Genomic DNA, 22,233 nt, shown 5'->3' with positions numbered 1-22,233 from the left:
GTCGTCAGACCGGGCGCGTCAGGTGCCTCAGGCGGCGGCCTGCAGCGACGGCTTGGCGCCGAAGCTGATTTCGCCAGACAGCTGGCCGCCTTCTTCGATCACGATCTTGCCGTAGCGGATCTTGCCGGTGACCTTGCCGGTCGAGTGGATGACGAGCTTCTCGCGCACGGTGAGGTTGCCGTCGAACACGCCGCGGATCTCGGCGATGTCGATCTCGGCCGAGCCCTTGAACTCGCCCTGTTCGGCGATCTGCATCAGGCGCGAATCCATCGTCGCCTCGACCAGGCCTTCGACCACGAGCGTGTCGCAATCGGTGATCTCGACGCCCTTGAGCTTGATGTTCGGGCCGACGGTGAGCTTGCTGCCGCCTTCCTTGGCAGCAGGAGCTGCCGCCGGAGCCAGGCCGGCCTGCGCGGTCAACGAGGAGGGATTGACGGGAGTGCCCGAGAGATTGGTGCCCGAACCAACCAGCGGTGCGGGACGGGACGTCAGCGAATCGGTGTCACGATCGCGCTTGCCGAAAAAGGGGGACTGTGTGGCCAATGGGGAGCTCCTCAAGAAAGGGGACTATCGTAAGAACGCACTCACGGCATGCGGCACTTCATTGCGCAATAAGCGTAACTGAATAAGTCGCCCGGGGCCCCTGACAATGCCCCGCATGACCCGCCTGATCCGACCGAACATCGAAGCCCTGTCCACGCCCGCCGCCACCGACTCGCGGTTCGACAAGCCTGCGCGCGGCTGGCGGCGCACGCTGTTCACCGTGATCTTCGAGGCCGACACCCCCGCCGGCCTGTGGTTCGACCTGACGCTGATCGCGGTGATCGTGATGAGCGTGCTGGTCGTCATCCTGGACAGCGTGCAGTCGATCCGCGACCAGTGGCGCCCACTGTTCAATGCCCTCGAATGGGTGTTCACGATTCTCTTCACGCTGGAGTACATCGCGCGGCTGTGCTGCGTGAACAAGCCGCTGCGCTACGCGCTGAGCTTCTACGGCGTGATCGACCTGCTCGCACTGCTGCCGACCTTTCTCGTGGCCTTCGCGCCCGAGCTGGCGTACCTGATCGACGTGCGCATCCTGCGGCTGCTGCGCGTGTTCCGCATCTTCAAGCTGTCGCGCTATTCGGTGGAGTACCGCGCACTGGTGTCGGCGGTGGCATCGAGCCGCCGAAAGATCACGGTGTTCGTGGGCTTCGTGATGCTCGTGGTGCTGGTGATGGGCACGCTGATGTACGTGGTCGAAGGCCCGACGCACGGCTTCACCAGCATTCCGGTGGCGATCTACTGGGCGATTTCCACCATGGCCACGGTCGGCTTCGGCGACCTCGTGCCCAAGACCGACCTGGGCCGCGCGATCGCCTCGGTGATGATGCTGCTGGGCTGGGGCGTGCTGGCCGTGCCCACCGGCATCGTCACGGCCGAGATGACGCGGCGCGGCGTCGACGACGACCTGGCGGAGCCGATCGCGCTCGCCTCGCGCGGCGTGCTCGCCCTGGCGGCGGAGCCGGCCCCGGGCAAGGCGCCAGCGAAGCGGCTCACGCCGTCGGCCAGACGACGCGCCCTTGCGCAGCATCGTCGAGGCGCGCGATGAAGGCGTCGGCCTCGGGCGCGGGCAGCGCGAAGGCCATGCGCACGTCATCGCCGTGCTGCACGTCTTCGAGCACCGCACCGATGGCGGCCAGCTCGCGCCGCACCAGCCCCTCGAGCGCGTAGGGCACGGCGCACTGCAGGTGACGCTGGCGCACGAGCGGCACCAGCGTGGCACCGAGCAGGGCCTGCGCCACGGCGTCGGTGTAGGCGCGCACAAGGCCGCCGGCGCCGAGCTTCACGCCGCCGAAGTAGCGCACCACGGTGGCAAGCGCGCCTTCGACCTGCTGGTGGCGCAGCACCTCGAGCATGGGGCGCCCGGCCGTGCCGCCGGGCTCGCCGTCGTCGTTCGCGGCCGACTGGCCGCCGGCCATCAGGGCCCAGCACACGTGCGCGGCACCCGGGTGTTCCGCGCGCAGCGAGGCGACCACCGCCAGCGCGGCCGCGCGGTCGGGCACCGGTTGCACGCAGCCGATGAAGCGGCTTTTCTTGATGAGCAGGTCGCTGTGAACCGGCTGCGCGAGCGTGAAGCTCATTCCGACCCGATGTCCGTGCGGTGCAGGGGCGGCGTGCTCAGCCGCCCCGCTCGAACTTGAACACCGCCGTGCTGGCGCGCGCGTTGGGCAGCCAGCGCACGTCGCGGCCGTTCTGCAGGCCGAAGGCGTCGAGCACGCGCAGGTTGTTCTTGCCGGCCAGCACCTCGAAGTCCTTGTAGGTGCCGACGCGGATGTTGGGCGTGTCGTACCACTGGTAGGGCAGGCGGCGCGTCACGGGCATGCGCCCGCGCGCCACGCTCAAGCGGTTGGGCCAGTGCGCGAAATTGGGAAAGGCGACGATGCCGAAGCGGCCCACGCGCGCGGTCTCGCGCAGCATGACCTCGGCATTGCGCAGGTGCTGCAGCGTGTCGATCTGCAGCACCACGTCGAAGGTGGCGTCGTCGAACATCGCCAGGCCTTCGTCGAGGTTGAGCTGGATCACGTCGACGCCGCGGCGGATGCACTGCAGCACGTTGCCGTCGGCGATCTCCACGCCATAGCCGGTGCAGCCGCGCTCGCGCTGCAGCAGGTCGAGCAGGGCGCCGTCGCCGCAGCCCAGGTCGAGCACGCGCGAGCCCTTCGGCACGAGCTCGGCGATCAGTCGTTGGTGTGCAAGGTCGCTCATTGGAATTCCTTGGCGACGCGTTCGAAGTACGAGCGCACCACGCCCATGTAGCGCACGTCGTCGAGCAGGAAGGCGTCGTGGCCGTGCGGCGCGTCGATCTCGGCGTAGCTCACGTTGCGGCGGTTGTCGAGCAGCGCCTTCACGATCTCGCGGCTGCGCGCGGGCGAGAAGCGCCAGTCGGTCTTGAAGCTCACGAGCAGGAACTTGGCCGTGGCCTGCGCCAGCGCGGTGCTGAGCTGGCCGCCGTGGTGGCGCGCGGGGTCGAAGTAGTCGAGCGCGCGGGTGATCAGCAGGTAGGTGTTGGCGTCGAAGTACTCGCTGAACTTGTCGCCCTGGTAGCGCAGGTAGCTTTCGATCTGGAACTCGATGTCCTGCGTGGAATAGCGGTAGTCGAGCCCCGCCACCTCGCCCTCGACGGCGCTGCGCAGGATGCGCCCGAACTTGGCGTTCATCACGTCGTCGCTCAGGTAGGTGATGTGGCCGATCATGCGGGCGATGCGCAGGCCGCGCTTGGGCACCACGCCGTATTCGTAGAAATGGCCACCGTGGAAGTCGGGGTCGGTCACGATGGCGCGGCGCGCCACCTCGTTGAAGGCGATGTTCTCGGCCGTGAGGTTGGGCGCGCTGGCCACCACCACGGCATGCCGCACGCGGTCGGGGTACTGCAGCGTCCACGACAGCGCCTGCATGCCGCCGAGGCTGCCGCCCATCACCGCAGCGAGCGTCCGGATGCCGAGCGCGTCGAGCAGCGCCGCCTGGGCGTCGACCCAGTCTTCGACCGTGACCACCGGGAAGTCGGCGCCGTAGACGCGGCCGTTGGCGGGGTTCACGTGCATCGGGCCGGTCGATCCGAAGCAGGAGCCGAGGTTGTTGACGCCGATCACGAAGAAGCGGTCGGTGTCCAGCGGCTTGCCCGGGCCCACCATGTTGTCCCACCAGCCCTCGGAGCGGGCCTGGCCCTCGTACACGCCCGCGACGTGGTGCGAGGCGTTGAGCGCATGGCACACCAGCACCGCGTTGCTGCGCTCGGCGTTGAGGGTGCCGTAGGTTTCGTAGGCGAGCGTGTAGCCGCTGATCGAGGCGCCGCTGCGCAGGGCCAGCGGGCCTGCGAACTGCATCGACTGCGGGGTGACGACCAAAGGTGACGACGACGACATGAATGAAAAAACCCGGCCTCGCCAAAAACGAGCCGGGTTCGGCAGCCGTCTTTAGCAGAATTTATAAAGCGCCCGCAAGCTGAAGCAAATCGGCGCAGGGCAAGTATAGCCCCGTGACTTTTTCCTGCTACCAGCCGACGATCATCACGACGCCCAGCACCAGGAAGATCGCCGCCGAGATGCCGTGCACGAGCTTGATCGGCACGCGCCGCACGATCTTGTCGCCCAGCCACACGACCGGCGCATTGGCCAGCATCATGCCCAGCGTGGTGCCGACGACGACCCAGGCGTAGTCCTGCATGAAGCGGGCGGCCAGCATGACGGTGGCGATCTGGGTCTTGTCGCCCATCTCGGCCAGGAAGAAGGCGATCACCGTGGTGCCGAAGACGCCGAACTTCGAGACGCCGGGGGCGTCGTCTTCATCGAGCTTGTCGGGAATCAGCATCCAGACGGCCATCGCGATGAACGAACCGCCCAGGATCCAGCGCAGCACCTCGGGGCCGAGCCAGCGCGTGATGTAGTTGCCGACCGCGCCGGCCAGCGCGTGGTTGATGACCGTGGCGACAAAGATGCCGAACACGATCGGCCAGGGTTTCCTGAAGCGCGCGGCCAGCAGAAGGGCCAGGAGTTGGGTCTTGTCGCCCATTTCGGCGAGCGCGACCACGCCCGTTGCAACGAGAAAAGCTTCCATGATGGATGTGGGGTTCCTTGGGCCGAAGGACGCAATTGACCGCACAACACCTTCGGCCATATTCCCGAAGTTGTGCGGTCAAAGGTCTCGCCAGGTGTGTTCACTGCACGCGCCATGTCCTCGTGGGGCAAGGACAAGTCTGTTGACGCGGGCCCTTCTCGTATGCGGAAGGCGGCTACTCCCCAATGACCAGCGAATTGTAGCCGCATCGTCAATTCCCCCGGCTCAAACAGGTAGGCGTGCGCTAACTTCTACTAGTTTCGAAAGGTGCTACCTCAAGACGCAAATTCCTGCTTGCTTTTTTGATATTTCACCCATAATGCACGAGCATCCCTCTTGATTTTGGGCGGGAGCAATTCGGTGATCGGTCAGTTTCGCGCGGCTCGGCGGCTCTCGTTTGAGTGATGCTTTCGGGACTCCATCGCTTTTCTTGATGTGTTTATAGGAGTCCCTTGATGGGCAACAAACTCTACGTCGGCAACCTGCCTTACTCGGTGCGCGACGGTGATCTCGAGCAGGCCTTCGGCCAGTTCGGCGCAGTGACCAGCGCCAAGGTCATGATGGAGCGCGACACGGGTCGCTCGAAGGGCTTCGGCTTCGTCGAGATGGGCAGTGACGCGGAAGCACAGGCCGCCATCAACGGCATGAACGGCCAACCCCTGGGCGGCCGCAGCGTGGTCGTCAACGAAGCACGTCCCATGGAAGCACGTCCCCCCCGCAGCGGTGGCGGCGGCTACGGCGGCGGCGGTGGTGGTTATGGCGGCGGTGGTGGCGGTGGCTACGGCGGCGGCGGTGGTGGCGGCTACGGTGGTGGCGGCGGTGGCCGTTCCGGCGGTGGCGGCGGCTACGGCGGCGGTGGTCGCTCGGGTGGCGGCGGCGGTGGTGGCGATGGCGGTTTCCGCAGCCCCTACGGCGCAGGTCCCCGTGGCGGCGGCGGTGGTCGCAGCGGCGGTGGCGGCTACGGCGGCGGCGGCAACGGTGGGTACTGAACCCCGTTCACTCCTTCGCATGCCTCACGGCACACAAACACAAAAGGCTCCCTCCCTCGGGAGCCTTTTTCTTTGCCTGCGCGCTGTGCCCGCTGTGCAATCGGCAATGAAGCTCAGGCTTCGCCGCTGCGCTTCTTGCGCGCCCGGCCCTGCACCGCGCGGTCGAGCACGGCATTGGGCAGCAGGCGCATGACCTTGGCGACCACGCCCATCTGCCAGGGAATCACGCGGTAGCTCGTGCCGGCCTCGATGGCGCGCAGCGCCTGGGCCGCGAAGTCCTCGGGCTGCATGAGAAAGGGCATGCCGTAGCGGTTGCCCTGCGTCAGCGGCGTGTCGATGTAGCCCGGGCAGAGCGTGACGACCTTCACCCCGCTGTTGTGCAGTTCCCCGCGCAGGCTCTCGCAGTACGCGACCACGCCCGCCTTGCTCGCGCAGTAGGCGCCGTGCCCCGGCAGCCCGCGGATGGCGGCGACGCTGCCGATGCCCACGAGCCGCCCGCTGCCGCGCTGCACCATGGCCTGCACGAAGGGATGGAAGGTGGCGGCCAGCCCCACGTTGTTGACGGCGAAGGTGCGCGCCAGCACGTCGAGGTCCGAACGCTCGGCCGTGTCGATGCCGATGCTGATGCCGGCGTTGGCGATCACCACGTCGGGCACGCCCTGGCGCGCGATGCAGTCGGTGCCGGCGGCCACGATGCTGTCGGTGTCCGCCACGTCGGCGCCGTAGACCTGGTAGCGGCCCGCGTCCAGTTGGCGGCCCGCCGCCCAGGTTTCGATCTCGCCCGTGCGCCGCGCGACCAGCGCCAGCCGGTAGCCTGCGTCGTAGAAACACGCGGCCAGCGCTTGGCCGATGCCGCTGGAGGCGCCGGTGATGAAGACGAGCGGTGCGGCGGTGGTCATGCGTGGATCGTCTCCCGGGAACTTGTTCTTGTGTGGCAGCCGCTCAGCGCGGCTTGCCCGCGGCGGCCGACGGCACCAGCACGCCGCGCACGCGGCCTGTGAGGTTGGCCACGCCGCTCAGGTTGTCGTAGTCGAGCGTGTCGCCCGTGAACTGGTCGCTGCCGCGGATGAGCGTGACCGGCTTGTTCGACTGCACCTTCTCGGTGTCGAGGAAGGCATGCAGGAACTCGCCGCGGAACTCGAGGCGCGGCGTGGCCTTGCCGCTGGCGCTCACCGCGGGTTCGCGGATCACGATCGCGTTGCCGAACAGCTGGATCTCGCTGCCGTCGGAATTCGACAGGCCCCGGTTCGCCGACGAGCGCGTGACCAGCCCCTCGGGCGACACCGAGCGCATGCGCACCTGGTCGACCTCGATGGTGTCGGTGTCCGGGTAGTGCCGCCCCTCGGTGCCGTGCAGCTCGCTGCGCAGGTCGCCGTTGGGCAGGAAGTTCTTGATGACGAAGTCCCGCATGAAGTAGTCGGGCTCGTGCGTGGGCGCCGCCTTGACGGTGGGCTCCAGCAGCTTGGGCGCATTGCGCACCAGCCAGTAGGTGCCCAGCGCCACGCCCGCCATCAGGATGATCGGCAGGTAGATGGTGGTGCGGTCGAGCACATCGCGCGTGAGGTGCCAGGCGCGTCGCAGCTGCGGGCTCATGGTCGGGGGCCCAGGGCAGCGTCGAGCAGCGGGCGGTACTGGCCGCAGGCCGTCAACAGCAGGTCGCAGAATTCGCGCGCCGCGCCTTCGCCGCCGCGTGCGGTGGTGACATAGCGCGCCACGGCGCGCACCTCGGCGTGCGCATTGGCCGGCGCCGCCGCGAAGCCGACGCGGGTCAGCACGGGCAGGTCGGGCCAGTCGTCGCCGATGGCGGCGGCCTGCGCCCAGGTGAAGCCCAGTTGCTTCAGCATGGCCTCGGCGGCGGGCAGCTTGTCTTCGGTGCCGTAGCGCACGTGCTCGATGCCCAGCGCCTCGAGCCGCACGCGCAGCGGCTTGGAGTCGCGCCCGGTGATCACGGCCGGCGTGATGCCGGCCTTGCGCAGCAGCTTGAGGCCGTAGCCGTCGAGGATGCTGAAGCGCTTGAGCGTCTCGCCGTGCTCGGTGAAGTACACGCCGCCGTCGGTCAGCACGCCGTCGATGTCGAAGAAGACGATGCGCACATCTTGCGCGGCCAGCAGGGTCTCGGCCTGGAAATCAAGCGGCATCAGATGACCTTCGCGCGCATCAGGTCGTTGGTGTTCACCGCGCCGACGATCACCCCCGCGCCGTCGATCACGAACAGGCGGGTGATGCCGCATTGCTCCATGAGTTCGGCCGCCTCCACCGCCAGCGCATCGACGCGGATGGTGCGCGGGTCGCGGTGCATGATGTCGGCCGCCTTGGGCGTGCGCAGGTCGGCGCCGGCCTCGATCAGGCGGCGCAGGTCCCCGTCGGTGAAGATGCCCAGCGCCCGGCCGTCGGGCTCGACCACCGCGGCGGCGCCGAAGCCCTTGATGCTCATCGCGCGCATCAGCTCGCTGACGGTGGCCGTCGGCGGCACGCAGGGCACCTCGTCGTCCGAGCGCATGACATCGCTCACGTGGGTGAGCAGCTTGCGGCCCAACGCGCCGCCGGGGTGCGAGCGGGCGAAATCTTCGGAGCCGAAGCCGCGCGCGTCGAGCAGGGCCACGGCCAGCGCGTCGCCCATGGCGATCTGCGCGGTGGTGCTCGCGGTGGGCGCGAGGTTCAGCGGGCAGGCTTCCTTGGCGACGCCGGCGTCGATCACGATGTCGGCATGGCGCGCCAGCGTGGAGTCGGGGCGGCCGGTCATGGCGATCAGGGGCACGCCCTGGCGCTTGACCACCGGCAGCAGCACGGTGAGTTCGTCGACCTCGCCGCTGTTGGAGATGGCGAGCACGAGGTCGACCGCCTTGATCATGCCGAGGTCGCCGTGGCTGGCCTCGGCCGGGTGCACGAACATCGCGGGCGTGCCGGTGGAGGCGAGGGTGGCGGCGATCTTGCGGCCGACATGGCCACTCTTGCCCATGCCCATCACGACCACGCGGCCACGCACTTCGAGGATCTTGCGCACGGCCTCGACGAAACTCGGGCCGACGCGGGCCTTCAGGCCGAGGACGGCTTCGGCTTCGATGTCGAATGTGACGCGTGCCCGGGCCAGGATGGCGTCGGGGTCGACCACGTGGGTCGGGGCGGGGCGGGAGCTCATCGCCGGATTTTACGAGGCGGGCGCGGTCGGGGATCACATGGCCCGGGGAAGCCCGGGGCACGGACATTGCTCTAGCATCGGCGCCTATGTCTTCGTTCGATCTCACGCTGTTGTATCTGTTGGCCGCGGTGATCGGCGTGGTGACCTGCCGGTCGCTCAAGCTGCCGCCGATGCTCGGCTACCTGACGGCCGGCGTGCTCATCGGTCCGCATGCGCTGGCCCTGGCGCAGAACTCCGAAGGCATCCGCCACCTGGGCGAGTTCGGCGTGGTGTTCCTGATGTTCGTGATCGGGCTCGAGTTCAGCCTGCCCAAGCTGCGCGCCATGCGCAAGCACGTGTTCGGGCTGGGCATGGCGCAGGTGCTGCTGACCATGGCGCTGGCCACCGCCGGCGCGCTGCTGATCGCCACGCAGCTGCCGCCGGCCTGGCAGCTGGGGTGGCAGACCACGCTGGCGCTGTCGAGCGCGCTCACCATGAGCAGCACCGCCATCGTGGTCAAGCTGATGGCCGAACGGCTCGAACTGGAGAGCGAGCACGGCAAGCGCGTGATGGGCGTGCTGCTCTTTCAAGATTTGGCCGTGGTGCCGCTGCTGGTGCTGATTCCCGCGCTGGGCGCGCCGCCCGAGGCGCTGGCCAAGGCGCTGGGCTTCGCGCTGGTGAAGGCCACCTTCCTCATCGGCGTGCTGCTGTACGGCGGGCCGCGCATCATGCGCTGGTGGCTCACGCTGGTGGCGCGTCGGCGCAGCGAGGAGCTGTTCATCCTGAACGTGCTGCTGATCACGCTGGGCCTGGCCTGGCTCACCGAGCTGGCCGGCCTGAGCCTGGCGCTGGGCGCCTTCATCGCCGGCATGCTGGTGTCGGAGACCGAATACAAGCACCAGGTCGAGACCGACATCCGCCCCTTCCACGACGTGCTGCTGGGGCTGTTTTTCATCACCGTCGGCATGTCGCTCGACTGGCACATCGTGGTCGAGCGCTGGCTGCTGGTGGCGGTGCTGCTGCTGGTGCCGCTGCTGTTCAAGCTGGGGCTGGTGACGGTGCTGGCGCGGGTGCTGGGCGCGACCTCGGGCGTGTCGCTGCGCACCGGCCTGTACCTGGCGCAGGCCGGCGAGTTCGGCTTCGTGCTGCTGGCGCTCGCGCAGGACCGCAACCTGCTGCCGCCGTGGCTGGCCAACCCGGTGCTCGCGTCGATGGTGCTGTCGATGCTGGCCACGCCCTTCATCGTCATGTACAGCAACGCCATCGTGCGCAAGCTGGTGGCTAGCGACTGGCTGCAGCAGTCGCTGCAGATGACGACCATCGCGCGCAAGACCATCAACACCGCGCAGCACGTGATCATCTGCGGCTACGGGCGCTGCGGCCAGAACCTGGCGCGCATCCTGGAGCGCGAAGGCATTCCCTACATGGCGCTCGACCTGGACCCCGACCGTGTGCGGCAGGCCGCAGCGGCCGGCGATTCGGTGGTGTTCGGCGACGCGGCGCGGCTGCAGGCGCTGATGGCCGCGGGCCTGGCGCGCGCCAGCGCGGTGGTCGTCACGTACCTCGACGTGGGGGGCGCGATGAAGGTGCTGGCCAACACCCGCGCCCATGCGCCGCACGTGCCGGTGATCGTGCGCACCCAGGACGACCACGACCTCGAGAAGCTGCAGGCCGCCGGCGCGACCGAGGTGGTGCCTGAGGCCATCGAGGGGTCGCTGATGCTCGCGAGCCATGCGTTGGCGCTGGTCGGCGTGCCGATGCGGCGCGTGATCCGCGTGGTGCAGGACCAGCGCGACGCACGCTACAACCTGCTGCGCGGCTACTTCCACGGCGCCGACGACGACAACGCCGACGAGATCGACCACGAGCGCCTGAACAGCTTCACGCTCACGCCGGGCGCACGCGCCATCGGCCAGACGCTCGGACGGATTGCGCTGCCGACGCTGGGCGTGCGGGTGGCCAGCCTGCGCCGCCAGGACGGCCAGGCGCGCGTGCCGGCCGACGACACGCTGCTGTCGGACGGCGACACCCTCGTGCTGTCGGGCAAGCCCGCCGCGCTGGCGATTGCCATCGAGCGGCTGCAAAAGGGCTGAGGCCGCCGGCGCGGGCTCAGTTCAAGAGCGACGGGTTGCGCTTTTCTTCTTCGATGCGCTGCTGACGGCGCACCGCTTCGCACTGTGCGTGCGACCTGTACTCGGGCTTCACGCACTGGGCCGCCATGCATTGCGCCTTGGCGATGAAGTTGCGGTCGCCGCATTGGGCCTGCGGGTCGGCCGGCAGGGCCGGTGACGCGGGCGCGGGTGCCGGGGCGGCTGCCACAGGCGCGGCGGCGGGCAAGGCCTGGGGCGCCGGTGGGGGAGGTGTCACTGGCTTGCGCGGCTTCGCGACGGGTGTCGGCTTCGGTGTGGCCTCCGCCGGCTCGACGACCGCTTCTGCAGGTGGCGCTTCAGCCACGGGCGGCGCAGGCTCGGTCGCGACAGGGGGTGCTTCGACCACCGTTGGGGTCGCAGCGGGAGCTGGCGCGGCGACAGAAGGCGGTGCCACGACCGGCTCGGGCGCCTTGCTGCCGGTCCCGTAGCCCAGCCAGCCCGCGACCACCAGCAGCAGCGCGACCGTGAGCAGCCCCAGCCACAGCCCGATGCCACGCGGGCGCAGCACCGGTTCGGGCGGTTTGATGCGCTTGACCTTGATCCGCGTCCGTGGCCGGTCAGCCCGCGGGGACGGAGGCAAGGCCGATGCGGCGCCCCCACGCCCCGGCGCCACGATCACGGTTTTTTCATCCGCTGCCGGCGGAGGAGGTGGTGGCGGCTCGGGCCTCCAGCCGTTGGACGCCGGCGACGACGCGCGCTTCGACTCGGCAGGATCGAACAGCGGCGCGGGAATGGTCGGCGCGCGCAACTGGGCCGGTGCGGTGGTGGCCCATTCGCGGTCGGAAGGACTGGGCGCCGGGGGCGGCACGCGGTCGGCGGCCGACAGCCGGCCGCCGCAGTTCCTGCAGAAATTGGCACCCTCGCGGTTGTCCGCGTCACAGACCGGGCAGATCAAGGCCATGGCTCACCAGCAATTCTCGGGATCGGAAACGAAGACTTGTTCTTGTTGTTGTGCGGCGGCTGGCAGCGCGCGGCGAGCCGAAAGGCTCAGGTGACGGCCACCCGCTTGGAGCGGTGCGCCATGCGCTTGGCGATCACGGCGCCGAGCGCCATCGCGATGTCCAGCGCCATGTTGGGCTGGCGGTTCGACATCTCGGAGAACCGCACGGCCGTGAGGCGCCACACGCGTCCCGCGCCGGTGACCACCACGTTGGCTGCATGCGGCTCGCGCGAAAAGAACGAGCCCTCGCCCACCACCGAGCCCGGCGACAGCACAGCCAGGCGCATCTGCTCCTTGCTGCTGACGCGGTGCACGCTGATGGCGCCGCTTTCGACGAAGAACACCGAGCGGTCGTGCGTGCCCTGCGAGATCAGCACGTCGCCGATGGCGGTTTCGATGGGCTGCAGATAACCCGCGAGCGTGTCCCACTGCGCGACGCTCAAGGTCAGCGCGAACGCGTCGGCGCTCAGGTTCTCCGCGATGGCGCGGCTCAGGTTCTGGATGGACATGTTTTTCTCGACCCCCGCAAGTGATCCGAAGTATCCGCGAAGGCCCCGAGGTTCGGCTACAACTGTTTACGCTTTCACCAGCGAAGCGCACGCATGTGTCGCTATTTCCCGATACAGAAGCGCGAAAAGATGAGCCCCAGCAGGTCGTCCGCGCCGAACTCGCCGGTGATCTCGTTGAGTGCGTTCTGCGCCAGCCGCAGCTCCTCCGCCAGCAGGTCGAGCAGCTGGGCCTGCGCCGCCAGGTGGGCCGCCGCCAGCGCGAGGTGCGTCTCGACGCGGGCCAGCGCCTGCACGTGGCGCGCGCGCGCCAGGTAGACGCCCTCGGGCACAGCCTGCCAGCCGGCCATCGCGAGCAGCTGGTCGCGCAGCGCCTCGATGCCCGCACCGGTCTTGGCCGACAGGGCGATGCCTTCGGACGGCGGCGCGGCCGACGCCGCCGCGTCCTGCTTGTTCCACACATCGAGCACCGGCACGCTCGCCGGCAGCTTGCGCCGCAGGCCGGCCAGGATCTCGGCGTCGGCAGCGGCGTAGTCGGGCTGGCCGGCGCGCGTGAGGTCGTGCAGGAACAGCACGGCGTCAGCGCTTTCGATCTGCCCCCAGGCGCGCGCCACGCCGATCTGCTCGACCTCGTCGGTGCTGTCGCGCAAGCCCGCGGTGTCGGCCACATGCAGCGGCACGCCGTGGATCTGGATGGTCTGCGAGACCACGTCGCGCGTGGTGCCAGCGATGGCGCTCACGATGGCCAGCTCGGCGCCGGCCAACGCATTGAGCAGCGAACTCTTGCCGGCGTTGGGCTGGCCCGCGATCACCACCTTGATGCCTTCGCGCAGCAACGCGCCCTGTTTGGCGCGCTGTTGCACGGCGGCCAGCTGCGCCTGCAGCCGTTGCAGCTGGCCGGTCGCGTCGGCTTTCTGGAGGAAGTCGATCTCTTCCTCGGGGAAGTCGAGCGTGGCCTCGACCAGCATGCGCAGATGGATCAGCGCATCGCGCAGCGTGTGGATCTCGCGCGAGAAGGCGCCCGACAGCGAGCGCCCGGCGCTGCGCGCGGCGGCTTCGGTGCTCGCGTCGATCAGGTCGGCGATGGCCTCGGCCTGCGCCAGGTCGATCTTGCCGTTGAGAAAGGCGCGCTGGCTGAACTCGCCCGGCTCGGCCACGCGCAGGCCGGGCAGGCGCGGACGGCCGGTGGCCGGATCGATTTCGGCCGCGGCTTCCAGGCAGCGCGACAGCAACAGCTGCAGCACGACCGGGCCGCCGTGCGCCTGCAGTTCGAGCACGTCTTCGCCGGTGTAGGAATGCGGCGTCGGGAAATGGATCGCCAGGCCGTGGTCGACCGGCTCGCCCTGCGCATCGCGAAAGGGCAGGTAGGTGGCTTCGCGCGGCTTGAGGGCGCGGGCGCACAGCGCCTGGACCAGCGGCGCCAGCCGGGCGCCCGACACGCGAACGATGCCGACCGCCCCGCGCCCCGGGGCGGTGGCGATGGCGACGATGGGATCGGTGGTGCGGGCGAGGGTCATGACAGCGCGATTCTTTCAGCAAAAAGCAAAGGGCCGCGGATGCGGCCCTTTGCGGGTGGCGGAGGCCGGCTGGCTTACTTGCCCAGCACGCCCAGTCGCTTGTTGATGAACCACTGCTGCGCGATCGACAGCACGTTGTTCGTGATCCAGTACAGCACCAGGCCGGCCGGGAAGAAGATGAACATCACGCTGAACGCGAGCGGCATGATCCACATCAGCTTGGCCTGCATCGGATCGGGCGGCGTCGGGTTGAGCCAGGTCTGGAACAGCGAGGTGGCCGTCATCACGATCGGCAGGATGTACCAGGGATCGGGTGCCGAGAGGTCGGTGATCCAGCCGATCCACGGGGCGTGGCGCATTTCGACCGACGACAGCAGCACCCAATAGAGCGCGATGAACACCGGGATCTGGATCACGATCGGGAAGCAGCCGCCCATCGGATTGACCTTCTCGGTCTTGTAGATCCGCATCATTTCCTGCTGCATCTCTTGCGGCTTGTCCTTCAGCCGCTCGCGCATTTCCATGATCTTCGGGTTGATGGCCTTCATCTTGGCCATGCTGGCGTAGGCCTTGGCGTTGAGCCAGTAGAAGGCCGCCTTCAGCAGCACCACCAGCGCCACGATCGCCCAGCCCCAGTTGCCCAGGATGCCGTGCAGCTGCGTGAGCAGCCAGTACAGCGGCTTGGAGATGATCGCGAAGATGCCGTAGTCCTTCACCAGGTCCAGGCCGGGGGCGATGGCTTCGAGCTTCTTTTCTTCTTCGGGGCCGGCGAACAGCGCGCTGTTCACGACCTGCGTAGCGCCCGGGGCGATCTTCGGCAGCGTGGCGACCATGGCCACGGTGAAGAGGTTGTCGCCCAGGTCCTTCACGCGGAATTCGCGGCGCAGCTGTTCGCTGGCCGGGTCGCCCTTGAGCAGCCAGGCCGAGGCGAAGTAGTGCTGCACCATCGCGATCCAGCCATCGTTGGCCGGCGGCGGCGGCTCGACCTTGCCCTTGGCGATGTCCTTGAAGTCGAGCTTGTGGAACTTCTTCTCGTTGGTGTACGCGGCCGGGCCGGTGAAGGTGTTGGTGCCGAACATGGTGCCGGCGGCCACGGTGCCGTGGCGCAGCAGCTGCATGTACAGCTGCGCGTCGCGCGGCTGGTCGCTCATGTTGACCACTTCGTGGCGCACGCCGATGACGTAGTCGTCACGCTTGAACACGTAGGTCTTGATGTACTTCAGGCCGCCGACCGGGGCGCTTTCGAAGCTCACTTCAAGCGTGTTCTGGCCGTCGGCCATCGTGCGCGGACCGGCCTTGGGCGTCATGGCCGTCAGGTGGTTGGGGAAAGCGTCGCCGGCCACGGGGTTCAGCAGGCCGGTCTGCGCCACGTAGCGCGTGGCGGGCGAGCCGTTCTCGAACAGCACGACGCGCTTGGTGCGGTCGGCTTCGTCGTACTTGAGCAGTTCGAGGTGGTTGACCGTGGCGCCTTCGCTGTCGATCGTCGCCTTGAACAGGTCGGAGGTCACCACGACCTGCTCGCGCGGCGTGGCCGGGGCCGCCTGCGTGGGCACGGCGCCTGCGGTGCCGCCGGCTGCGGCAGCCGCGGTCGGCACGCCGTTGTTGGCCGCGCTGCCCGTGGCCGGCGCCGTGGCGGCGGGCTTGGTCGACGGCAGGAAGGTCGGCTTGTTGCCGTTGAAGACCTGCCATTGGTCCCACAGCAGCACGAGCGAGAAACCAAAAATCACCCACAGGATCGTGCGGCGGATATCGTTCATGACGAAGACTTCTTGTCGGAGGAGAGAAGAGACGAAAACAGCGATCCTGACTTGTCAGTGCGACGCTGTGATTTCGGTGGAACCGGATCGTGGCCGCCCTGGCACCAGGGCTGGCAGCGCGCGATGCGGTGCAGAGTCAGGTAGCTGCCCTTGAGCGCGCCGTGCACTTCCAGCGCCTCGATCGAATACACGGAGCAGGTCGGCGTGAAGCGGCACGACTGCCCGAGCCAGGGGCTCAGCAACAGGCGGTAGCCCTTCACGAGGCCGATCAGCAGGCGTTTCATGCGGAGGCGGGTGCGGGGGAGGCGGCAGCCGGTGCTGGCGGACGCCCGGCGCGCGCCAGCAATTGCTGGAGCTCGGCGCGCACGGCGGCCTTGAGCTTGTCCGAGGAGGCGCTCACGAACGCCTTGCGATCGAAACCGGCGCGCAGACGCACCACGTGCGCGGCACGCGGCAACACGACGCCGGGCGCGGCGCTCACGGCGTAGATCTGACGCTTGATGGCGTTGCGCGTCACCGCGCGGCGTGCCCAGCGCTTGGGCACCATGGCGCCCAGCCAGACCTCATCGGACGGAAACAGCGAAGCGGCGCCCGATGGGGAAACATCGAGCGCACAGCGGTGCAATGCGAAATGGGCAGTGCGCGCCACGGTGGCACCTGCGAGGACGGCCTGGAATTGCGCGCGGGTCTTGAGCCGCTGCAAGGAAGCCGGGCCGCGGACGTCGCTGCTGGCGGGGCCAGGCGCAGAGGCTGCAGGAGCCTGCGCGGACGTGTCGGCGGCTGACAACGGCAGGTGGGGTGCCGTCAGACGGCCAGGCGCTTGCGGCCCTTGGCGCGGCGTGCGTTGATCACGGCGCGGCCGCCACGGGTCTTCATGCGGACCAGAAAGCCGTGGGTACGGGCGCGGCGGACTTTGGATGCTTGGTAAGTGCGTTTCATGATGGTTTCCTGATTCCCTGTTTGCGCCGGTTTCCGCATGAAGGCATGCAAAAACCCGGCGAGCGCTGGGGGAGCGAGTTTCGGATGACCCCCGAAAGACGCTGTGAAGGCTTTTCAGGGAAACCCGCAATTATCGCAAACATTGGCCGCGGGAACAATCTTCGACTGGATTTGCGGGCCTTTCCATGTGCAGCGCAGCATGTGGATAAGGTTTTGACAAGTTAGAATGCCCGGCGCCTTCCAGCAGAGAATATCCACAATACCTATACAAGAAATGCCCGAGGGTTCCATCACTTTTTCAAGCGCCCATGTCGACTGACGGCATCGGCGAAAGCCTGTGGCAGGCCTGCGTCGACCAGCTCGCGCAGGAGCTGTCCGAGCAGCAGTTCAACACCTGGATCAAGCCCCTCACCGCGCAGGTCGCCGACGACCTTTCGCGCATGACGGTGTTCGTCGCCAACCGCTTCAAGCTCGACTGGATCCGTGCCCAGTACGCGGGCAAGATCGCGGCCATGGCCGAGAAGATGTACGGCCAGCCGGTCACCATCGAGTTAGCGCTCGCTCCGCGCGAAACCCCCGTCCGTGTTGCACCCATGGCCATCATGGCCGAAACGGATGTGCCGCGCGACGTGGCCGGCCCGGGCGAGGAACCGGCTGCCGCCGGCTTCAAGAACCGGCTCAATTCGGGGCTCACGTTCGACACCCTGGTCGAGGGCACGGCCAACCGCATGGCGCGCGCCGCGGCCATGCATGTGGCCGGCATGCCGGGCCACCTGTACAACCCGCTTTTCATCTACGGCGGCGTCGGCCTGGGCAAGACCCACCTGATGCACGCTGTGGGTAACCGGCTGCTGGCCGACCGGCCCGATTCCAAAGTTCTCTACATCCACGCCGAGCAGTTCGTGTCGGATGTGGTCAAGGCCTATCAGCGCAAGACTTTCGATGAGTTCAAGGAACGCTACCACTCGCTCGATCTGCTGCTGATCGACGACGTGCAGTTCTTTGCCAACAAGGACCGCACGCAGGAAGAGTTCTTCAACGCCTTCGAGGCCTTGCTGGCCAAGAAGTCGCACATCGTGATGACCAGCGACACCTACCCCAAGGGGCTGGCCGACATCCATGAGCGGCTCGTGTCGCGCTTCGATTCGGGCCTCACGGTGGCGATCGAGCCGCCCGAGCTCGAGATGCGCGTGGCGATTCTGATCAACAAGGCCCGCGTCGAAGGCACCGAAATGCCCGAGGAAGTCGCCTTCTTCGTGGCCAAGAACGTGCGCTCCAACGTGCGCGAACTCGAAGGCGCGCTGCGCAAGATCCTGGCGTACTCGCGCTTCAACCAGAAGGAGATCTCGATCGCCCTGGCGCGCGAGGCGCTGCGCGACCTGCTGTCGATCCAGAATCGGCAGATCTCGGTCGAAAATATCCAGAAGACGGTGGCCGACTACTACAAGATCAAGGTCGCCGACATGTACAGCAAGAAACGCCCGGCCAGCATTGCGCGGCCGCGGCAGATCGCGATGTACCTGGCCAAGGAGCTCACGCAGAAGAGCCTGCCGGAAATCGGCGAGCTGTTCGGCGGTCGCGACCACACGACGGTGCTCCACGCAGTGCGAAAGATTTCGGGCGAGCGCCAGCAGCTCACCGAACTCAACCAGCAGCTGCACGTCCTCGAACAGACCCTCAAAGGCTGAAGCCGAATGTCATCAAGAACGCCCCTCGCGACAGCGGAGAATGGCGTCCTGAAAGCTGATTCAAAGAGATAAGAGAAGAGGAAGAAGACATGATCGTTTTGAAGGCAACCCAAGACAAAGTTCTTGCCGCGCTGCAGTCGGTGGCCGGCATCGTGGAGCGGCGTCATACCCTGCCGATCCTGGCCAATGTGCTGATCCGCAAGACCGGCGGCCAGCTGCAGCTGACCACCAGCGACCTCGAGATCCAGATCCGCACCACCGCCGAGCTCGGCGGCGACGAAGGCAACTTCACGACCACCATCGGTGCGCGCAAGCTGATCGACATCCTGCGCACCATGCCGGCCGACCAGACCGTGAGCCTCGAATCGAGCGCCAGCAAGCTAGTGCTCAAGGGCGGCAAGAGCCGCTTCACGCTGCAGTCGCTGCCCGCCGAAGACTTCCCGCTGGTGCAGGAAGCCGCCAATTTCGGCCCCGTGTTCAGCGTCCCGCAAAAGACGCTGAAAGACCTGCTCTCGCAGGTCTCGTTCGCGATGGCGGTGCACGACATCCGCTACTACCTGAACGGCATCCTGTTCGTGGCCGAAGGCAAGCAGCTGAGCCTGGTGGCCACCGACGGCCACCGCCTGGCCTTCTCGTCGGCCATGCTCGACGTCGAAGTGCCGCGCCAGGAAGTGATCCTGCCGCGCAAGACCGTGCTCGAAATGCAGCGCCTCCTGTCGGACGCCGAAGGCGCCATCGAGATGCAGTTCGCGAACAACCAGGCCAAGTTCAGCTTCGGCGGCATGGAGTTCGTCACCAAGCTGGTCGAGGGCAAGTTCCCCGACTACAACCGCGTGATTCCGAAGAACCACAAGAACACCGTCACGCTCGGCCGCGCGCCGCTCCTGGCCAGCCTGCAGCGCACCGCCATCCTGACCAGCGAGAAGTTCAAGGGCGTGCGCCTGAACATCGAGCCGGGCACGCTGCGCATCGCGTCGAACAACGCCGAGCAGGAAGAAGCCCAGGACGAGCTCGACATCGACTACGGCGGCGACAGCATCGAAATCGGCTTCAACGTCACCTACCTGATCGACGCGCTGTCGAACATGGACCAGGACATGGTCAAGCTGGACCTGGCCGACTCCAACAGCTCGGCCTTGTTAACCATCCCCGAGAACGCATCTTTCAAGTACGTCGTGATGCCGATGCGCATCTAGACCCTGGAAAACACAGCGCCTTGCGCACACGACCCGCGGCCCCCCGCGGGTTTGCGCTTTCAAGAGGCGGCGAATTGAGCTTTTGAGAGCCCGAAAAATCACGGGAAACCCGTGAGAGACAGAGGAATATCCGAATGAGTGCAGAAGAGAACAAGCCCGACGTGCCGCACACCGAGCCGGTCTATACCCCCGAAATCCAGATCGTGGCGCCCGAAGGCGTCCCCGCCGACTCCAGCTACGGCGAAGGTGCGATCACGATCCTCGAAGGTCTGGAAGCCGTGCGCAAGCGCCCGGGCATGTACATCGGCGACACCTCCGACGGCACGGGCCTGCACCACCTCGTGTTCGAGGTGGTCGACAACTCCATCGACGAAGCGCTCGCAGGCCATTGCGACGACATCGTCGTCACGATCCACTCCGACAATTCGATCTCCGTCACCGACAACGGCCGTGGCATTCCCACCGGCGTGAAGATGGACGACAAGCACGAGCCCAAACGCTCGGCCGCTGAAATCGCGCTCACCGAACTGCACGCCGGCGGCAAGTTCAACCAGAACAGCTACAAGGTGTCGGGCGGCCTGCACGGCGTGGGCGTCTCCTGCGTGAACGCGCTGAGCGTGAAGCTGCGCCTCATCGTGCGCCGCGAAGGCAAGATCCACGAGCTCGAATTCAGCCGCGGCTTCGTGCAGAACCGCCTGCTCGAGACCGTGAACGGCTTCGAGGTCTCGCCCATGAAGGTCATCGGCGACACCGACAAGCGCGGCACCGAAGTGCACTTCCTGCCCGACACGGAAATCTTCAAGGAAAACAACGATTTCCACTACGAAATCCTGAGCAAGCGCCTGCGCGAGCTGAGCTTCCTGAACAACGGCGTGCGCATCCGCCTGCTCGACGAGCGCACCGGCAAGGAAGACGACTTCTCCGGCGCCGGCGGCGTGCGCGGCTTCGTGGAGTTCATCAACAAGGGCAAGACCGTCCTGCACCCGAACTCGTTCTACGCAGCAGGCGAAAAGCCGGCCGACACCTACGGCGGCATCCCCGGCACGCACATCGGCGTCGAAGTGGCGATGCAGTGGAACAGCGGCTACAACGAGCAGGTCCTCTGTTTCACCAACAACATCCCGCAGCGTGACGGCGGCACCCACCTCACGGGCCTGCGCGCCGCGATGACCCGCGTCATCAACAAGTACATCGAAGAAAACGAGTTCGCGAAAAAGGCGAAGGTCGAGGTCACCGGCGACGACATGCGCGAAGGCCTGTGCTGCGTGCTGAGCGTGAAGGTGCCCGAGCCGAAGTTCTCCAGCCAGACCAAGGACAAGCTGGTGTCCAGCGAAGTGCGCGCACCGGTGGAAGACATCGTCGGGCGCCTGCTCACCGATTACCTGCAGGAGCGCCCGAACGACGCCAAGATCATCTGCGGCAAGATCGTCGAGGCCGCCCGCGCCCGCGAAGCCGCCCGCAAGGCCCGCGAAATGACGCGCCGCAAGGGCGTGCTCGACGGCATGGGCCTGCCCGGCAAGCTGGCCGACTGCCAGGAAAAGGACCCCGCCCTGTGCGAGGTCTACCTGGTGGAGGGTGACTCCGCCGGCGGCTCCGCCAAGCAGGGCCGCGACCGGAAGTTCCAGGCCATCCTGCCGCTGCGCGGCAAGATTCTGAACGTCGAGAAAGCGCGCTACGAGAAGCTGCTCACCAGCAACGAAATCCTGACGATGATCACCGCGCTCGGCACCGGCATCGGCCGTGCCGGCGCGACCACCGCGGGCGGCGGCGCGGACGACTTCAACGTCGCCAAGCTGCGTTACCACCGCATCATCATCATGACCGACGCCGACGTGGACGGCGCGCACATCCGCACGCTGCTGCTCACCTTCTTCTACCGCCAGATGCCCGAGCTGGTCGAGCGCGGCCACATCTACATCGCGCAGCCGCCGCTGTACAAGGTGAAGGTCGGCAAGGAAGAGCAGTACCTGAAGGACGGCCCCGCGCTGGACGCCTTCCTGCTCAAGGTTGCACTGAAGGACGCGAGCATCGAGACCGGCGGCGCCGCCTCGACCACGCTGTCGGGCGACACCCTGGCCGAGCTGGCGCGCAAGCACCAGGTGGCCGAGGCCGTGATTGCGCGCCTGCGCAACTTCATGGACGCCGAAGCCCTGCGCGCCATCGCCGACGGCGTGGCGCTCGACCTCGACACGCCGGCCGCCGCCGAGGCCTCGGCCGTGGCGCTGCAGGCCAAGCTGCGCGAGCTCAACACGACCGGCGTGCCGGCCGAGGTGAGCAGCGAGTTCGACGCCCGCACCGACAAGCCGCTGCTGCGCATCAGCCGCCGCCACCACGGCAACATCAAGTCCAGCGTGATCTCGCAGGACTTCGTGCACGGCGCCGACTACGACGCGCTGGCGCAGGCCGCCAACACCTTCCGCGGCCTGCTGAGCGCCGAAGGCGCGCTGGTCAAGCGCGGCGAGGGCGAACGCGGCAAGGAAGAAAAGGTCGACGACTTCCGCCAGGCCATGAAGTGGCTGATCGGCGAAGCCGAGCGCGCCACTTCGCGTCAGCGCTACAAGGGTCTGGGCGAGATGAACCCCGAGCAGCTGTGGGAAACCACCATGGACCCGACCGTGCGCCGCCTGCTGCGCGTGCAGATCGACGACGCGATCGAAGCCGACCGCGTGTTCACGATGCTGATGGGCGACGAGGTGGAACCGCGCCGCGAGTTCATCGAGCAGAACGCGCTGCGCGCGGCGAACATCGACGTCTGATCGATCGATCGATGGCGCGGCACCGGCGGTGTCGCGCTGTTCACCAAGGGGGCGCTTGCAAGCGCCCCTTTTTTTGCCTCC

22 protein-coding genes and 1 riboswitch are annotated in these 22,233 nt (G+C 67.4%); of the genes, 6 read left to right on the top strand and 16 right to left on the bottom strand.

The window, feature by feature from the left end:
* Positions 1-27 precede the first annotated feature (27 nt).
* Positions 28-543 carry a bactofilin family protein gene (locus tag AC1RAD_RS30005; RefSeq protein WP_062473600.1) on the bottom strand — a complete coding sequence of 172 codons (516 nt, stop codon included), beginning with the start codon at positions 541-543 and terminating at the stop codon, positions 28-30.
* 115 nt (positions 544-658) lie between these two features.
* Between AC1RAD_RS30005 and AC1RAD_RS30000 the strand changes: the two genes are divergently transcribed.
* On the top strand, positions 659-1,591 hold the full coding sequence (locus AC1RAD_RS30000; RefSeq protein ID WP_062473602.1) for an ion transporter: 933 nt from the start codon (positions 659-661) through the stop codon (positions 1,589-1,591).
* Here the strand turns inward: AC1RAD_RS30000 and AC1RAD_RS29995 are convergent.
* The 4 genes from AC1RAD_RS29995 to AC1RAD_RS29980 form a co-directional block, all read right to left on the bottom strand.
* The gene (locus AC1RAD_RS29995; protein WP_062473604.1) at positions 1,536-2,123 is read right to left on the bottom strand and encodes an IMPACT family protein; all 588 of its coding nucleotides are present in this window, start codon (positions 2,121-2,123) and stop codon (positions 1,536-1,538) included. The two genes, AC1RAD_RS30000 and AC1RAD_RS29995, sit on opposite strands and share 56 nt — an antisense overlap.
* 37 nt (positions 2,124-2,160) lie before the next feature.
* Positions 2,161-2,748, bottom strand: coding sequence for a methionine biosynthesis protein MetW (metW, locus tag AC1RAD_RS29990; RefSeq protein WP_062473606.1), 588 nt, complete (start codon positions 2,746-2,748; stop codon positions 2,161-2,163).
* Positions 2,745-3,905: a homoserine O-succinyltransferase MetX gene (gene metX, locus AC1RAD_RS29985; protein ID WP_062473608.1), complete on the bottom strand. Its 1,161-nt coding sequence runs from the start codon at positions 3,903-3,905 to the stop codon at positions 2,745-2,747. The genes metW and metX overlap by 4 nt, the downstream gene beginning before the upstream one ends.
* A gap of 127 nt (positions 3,906-4,032) precedes the next feature.
* Positions 4,033-4,596: a TMEM165/GDT1 family protein gene (locus AC1RAD_RS29980; protein WP_307638464.1), complete on the bottom strand. Its 564-nt coding sequence runs from the start codon at positions 4,594-4,596 to the stop codon at positions 4,033-4,035.
* 9 nt (positions 4,597-4,605) lie between these two features.
* Positions 4,606-4,792: riboswitch (yybP-ykoY riboswitch) on the bottom strand.
* Between the two features lie 259 nt (positions 4,793-5,051).
* Here AC1RAD_RS29980 and rbp point away from each other — a divergent pair.
* Positions 5,052-5,585 (top strand): RNA-binding regulator, encoded by a 534-nt coding sequence (rbp, locus tag AC1RAD_RS29975; RefSeq protein WP_492738763.1) that lies wholly within the window; start codon positions 5,052-5,054, stop codon positions 5,583-5,585.
* A 113-nt stretch (positions 5,586-5,698) separates the two neighbouring features.
* On the opposite strand, the gene AC1RAD_RS29970 is transcribed toward rbp, so the two are convergent.
* From AC1RAD_RS29970 to AC1RAD_RS29955, 4 genes are read right to left on the bottom strand one after another with little or no spacing between them, the layout of a single operon-like run.
* Entirely contained in the window at positions 5,699-6,484 is a 786-nt protein-coding gene (locus AC1RAD_RS29970; protein ID WP_095948396.1) for an SDR family oxidoreductase, read from the bottom strand.
* A gap of 43 nt (positions 6,485-6,527) precedes the next feature.
* Positions 6,528-7,178 carry an LPS export ABC transporter periplasmic protein LptC gene (gene lptC, locus AC1RAD_RS29965; protein ID WP_062473614.1) on the bottom strand — a complete coding sequence of 217 codons (651 nt, stop codon included), beginning with the start codon at positions 7,176-7,178 and terminating at the stop codon, positions 6,528-6,530.
* Positions 7,175-7,723, bottom strand: coding sequence for a KdsC family phosphatase (locus AC1RAD_RS29960; RefSeq protein WP_062473615.1), 549 nt, complete (start codon positions 7,721-7,723; stop codon positions 7,175-7,177). Before AC1RAD_RS29960 ends, lptC begins: the two co-directional genes overlap by 4 nt.
* Positions 7,723-8,724, bottom strand: coding sequence for a KpsF/GutQ family sugar-phosphate isomerase (locus AC1RAD_RS29955; RefSeq protein ID WP_095948397.1), 1,002 nt, complete (start codon positions 8,722-8,724; stop codon positions 7,723-7,725). Before AC1RAD_RS29955 ends, AC1RAD_RS29960 begins: the two co-directional genes overlap by 1 nt.
* A gap of 86 nt (positions 8,725-8,810) precedes the next feature.
* On the opposite strand from AC1RAD_RS29955, the gene AC1RAD_RS29950 reads away from it, so the two are divergent.
* Positions 8,811-10,796: a monovalent cation:proton antiporter family protein gene (locus tag AC1RAD_RS29950; RefSeq protein WP_492738762.1), complete on the top strand. Its 1,986-nt coding sequence runs from the start codon at positions 8,811-8,813 to the stop codon at positions 10,794-10,796.
* Between the two features lie 16 nt (positions 10,797-10,812).
* Here AC1RAD_RS29950 and AC1RAD_RS29945 read toward each other — a convergent pair whose 3' ends face one another.
* The 7 genes from AC1RAD_RS29945 to rpmH all read right to left on the bottom strand — a co-directional run bounded on the left by AC1RAD_RS29945 (position 10,813) and on the right by rpmH (position 16,512).
* Positions 10,813-11,754, bottom strand: a complete 942-nt coding sequence (locus AC1RAD_RS29945; RefSeq protein ID WP_492738760.1) for a zinc ribbon domain-containing protein — start codon at positions 11,752-11,754, stop codon at positions 10,813-10,815.
* 86 nt (positions 11,755-11,840) lie between these two features.
* Complete coding sequence (locus tag AC1RAD_RS29940) at positions 11,841-12,302, bottom strand: Crp/Fnr family transcriptional regulator (RefSeq protein WP_095747374.1); 462 nt, start codon at positions 12,300-12,302, stop codon at positions 11,841-11,843.
* A 101-nt stretch (positions 12,303-12,403) separates the two neighbouring features.
* Complete coding sequence (gene mnmE, locus AC1RAD_RS29935) at positions 12,404-13,816, bottom strand: tRNA uridine-5-carboxymethylaminomethyl(34) synthesis GTPase MnmE (protein ID WP_492738759.1); 1,413 nt, start codon at positions 13,814-13,816, stop codon at positions 12,404-12,406.
* A 74-nt stretch (positions 13,817-13,890) separates the two neighbouring features.
* A complete protein-coding gene (gene yidC, locus AC1RAD_RS29930) occupies positions 13,891-15,573 on the bottom strand; it encodes a membrane protein insertase YidC (RefSeq protein WP_492738757.1) in 1,683 nt (560 codons plus the stop codon).
* Positions 15,570-15,857 (bottom strand): membrane protein insertion efficiency factor YidD, encoded by a 288-nt coding sequence (gene yidD / locus AC1RAD_RS29925; protein WP_056574909.1) that lies wholly within the window; start codon positions 15,855-15,857, stop codon positions 15,570-15,572. The genes yidC and yidD overlap by 4 nt, the downstream gene beginning before the upstream one ends.
* Positions 15,854-16,276, bottom strand: a complete 423-nt coding sequence (locus AC1RAD_RS29920; RefSeq protein WP_062480416.1) for a ribonuclease P protein component — start codon at positions 16,274-16,276, stop codon at positions 15,854-15,856. The genes yidD and AC1RAD_RS29920 overlap by 4 nt, the downstream gene beginning before the upstream one ends.
* Before the next feature lie 101 nt (positions 16,277-16,377).
* A complete protein-coding gene (rpmH, locus tag AC1RAD_RS29915; protein ID WP_007834827.1) occupies positions 16,378-16,512 on the bottom strand; it encodes a 50S ribosomal protein L34 in 135 nt (44 codons plus the stop codon).
* Between the two features lie 308 nt (positions 16,513-16,820).
* Between rpmH and dnaA the strand changes: the two genes are divergently transcribed.
* From dnaA to gyrB, 3 genes are all read left to right on the top strand, one after another.
* Positions 16,821-18,200, top strand: coding sequence for a chromosomal replication initiator protein DnaA (gene dnaA, locus AC1RAD_RS29910; protein ID WP_062480418.1), 1,380 nt, complete (start codon positions 16,821-16,823; stop codon positions 18,198-18,200).
* An 89-nt stretch (positions 18,201-18,289) separates the two neighbouring features.
* Positions 18,290-19,396: a DNA polymerase III subunit beta gene (dnaN, locus tag AC1RAD_RS29905; protein ID WP_056574900.1), complete on the top strand. Its 1,107-nt coding sequence runs from the start codon at positions 18,290-18,292 to the stop codon at positions 19,394-19,396.
* A 134-nt stretch (positions 19,397-19,530) separates the two neighbouring features.
* Positions 19,531-22,152, top strand: a complete 2,622-nt coding sequence (gene gyrB / locus AC1RAD_RS29900; RefSeq protein WP_062480420.1) for a DNA topoisomerase (ATP-hydrolyzing) subunit B — start codon at positions 19,531-19,533, stop codon at positions 22,150-22,152.
* Positions 22,153-22,233 lie beyond the last annotated feature (81 nt).

This window comes from Variovorax sp. GW823-FHT04B03, from assembly GCF_058796495.1.
The sequence above is the reverse complement of the archived record's forward strand: the minus strand, read 5'-3'. Positions and strand labels throughout refer to the sequence as shown.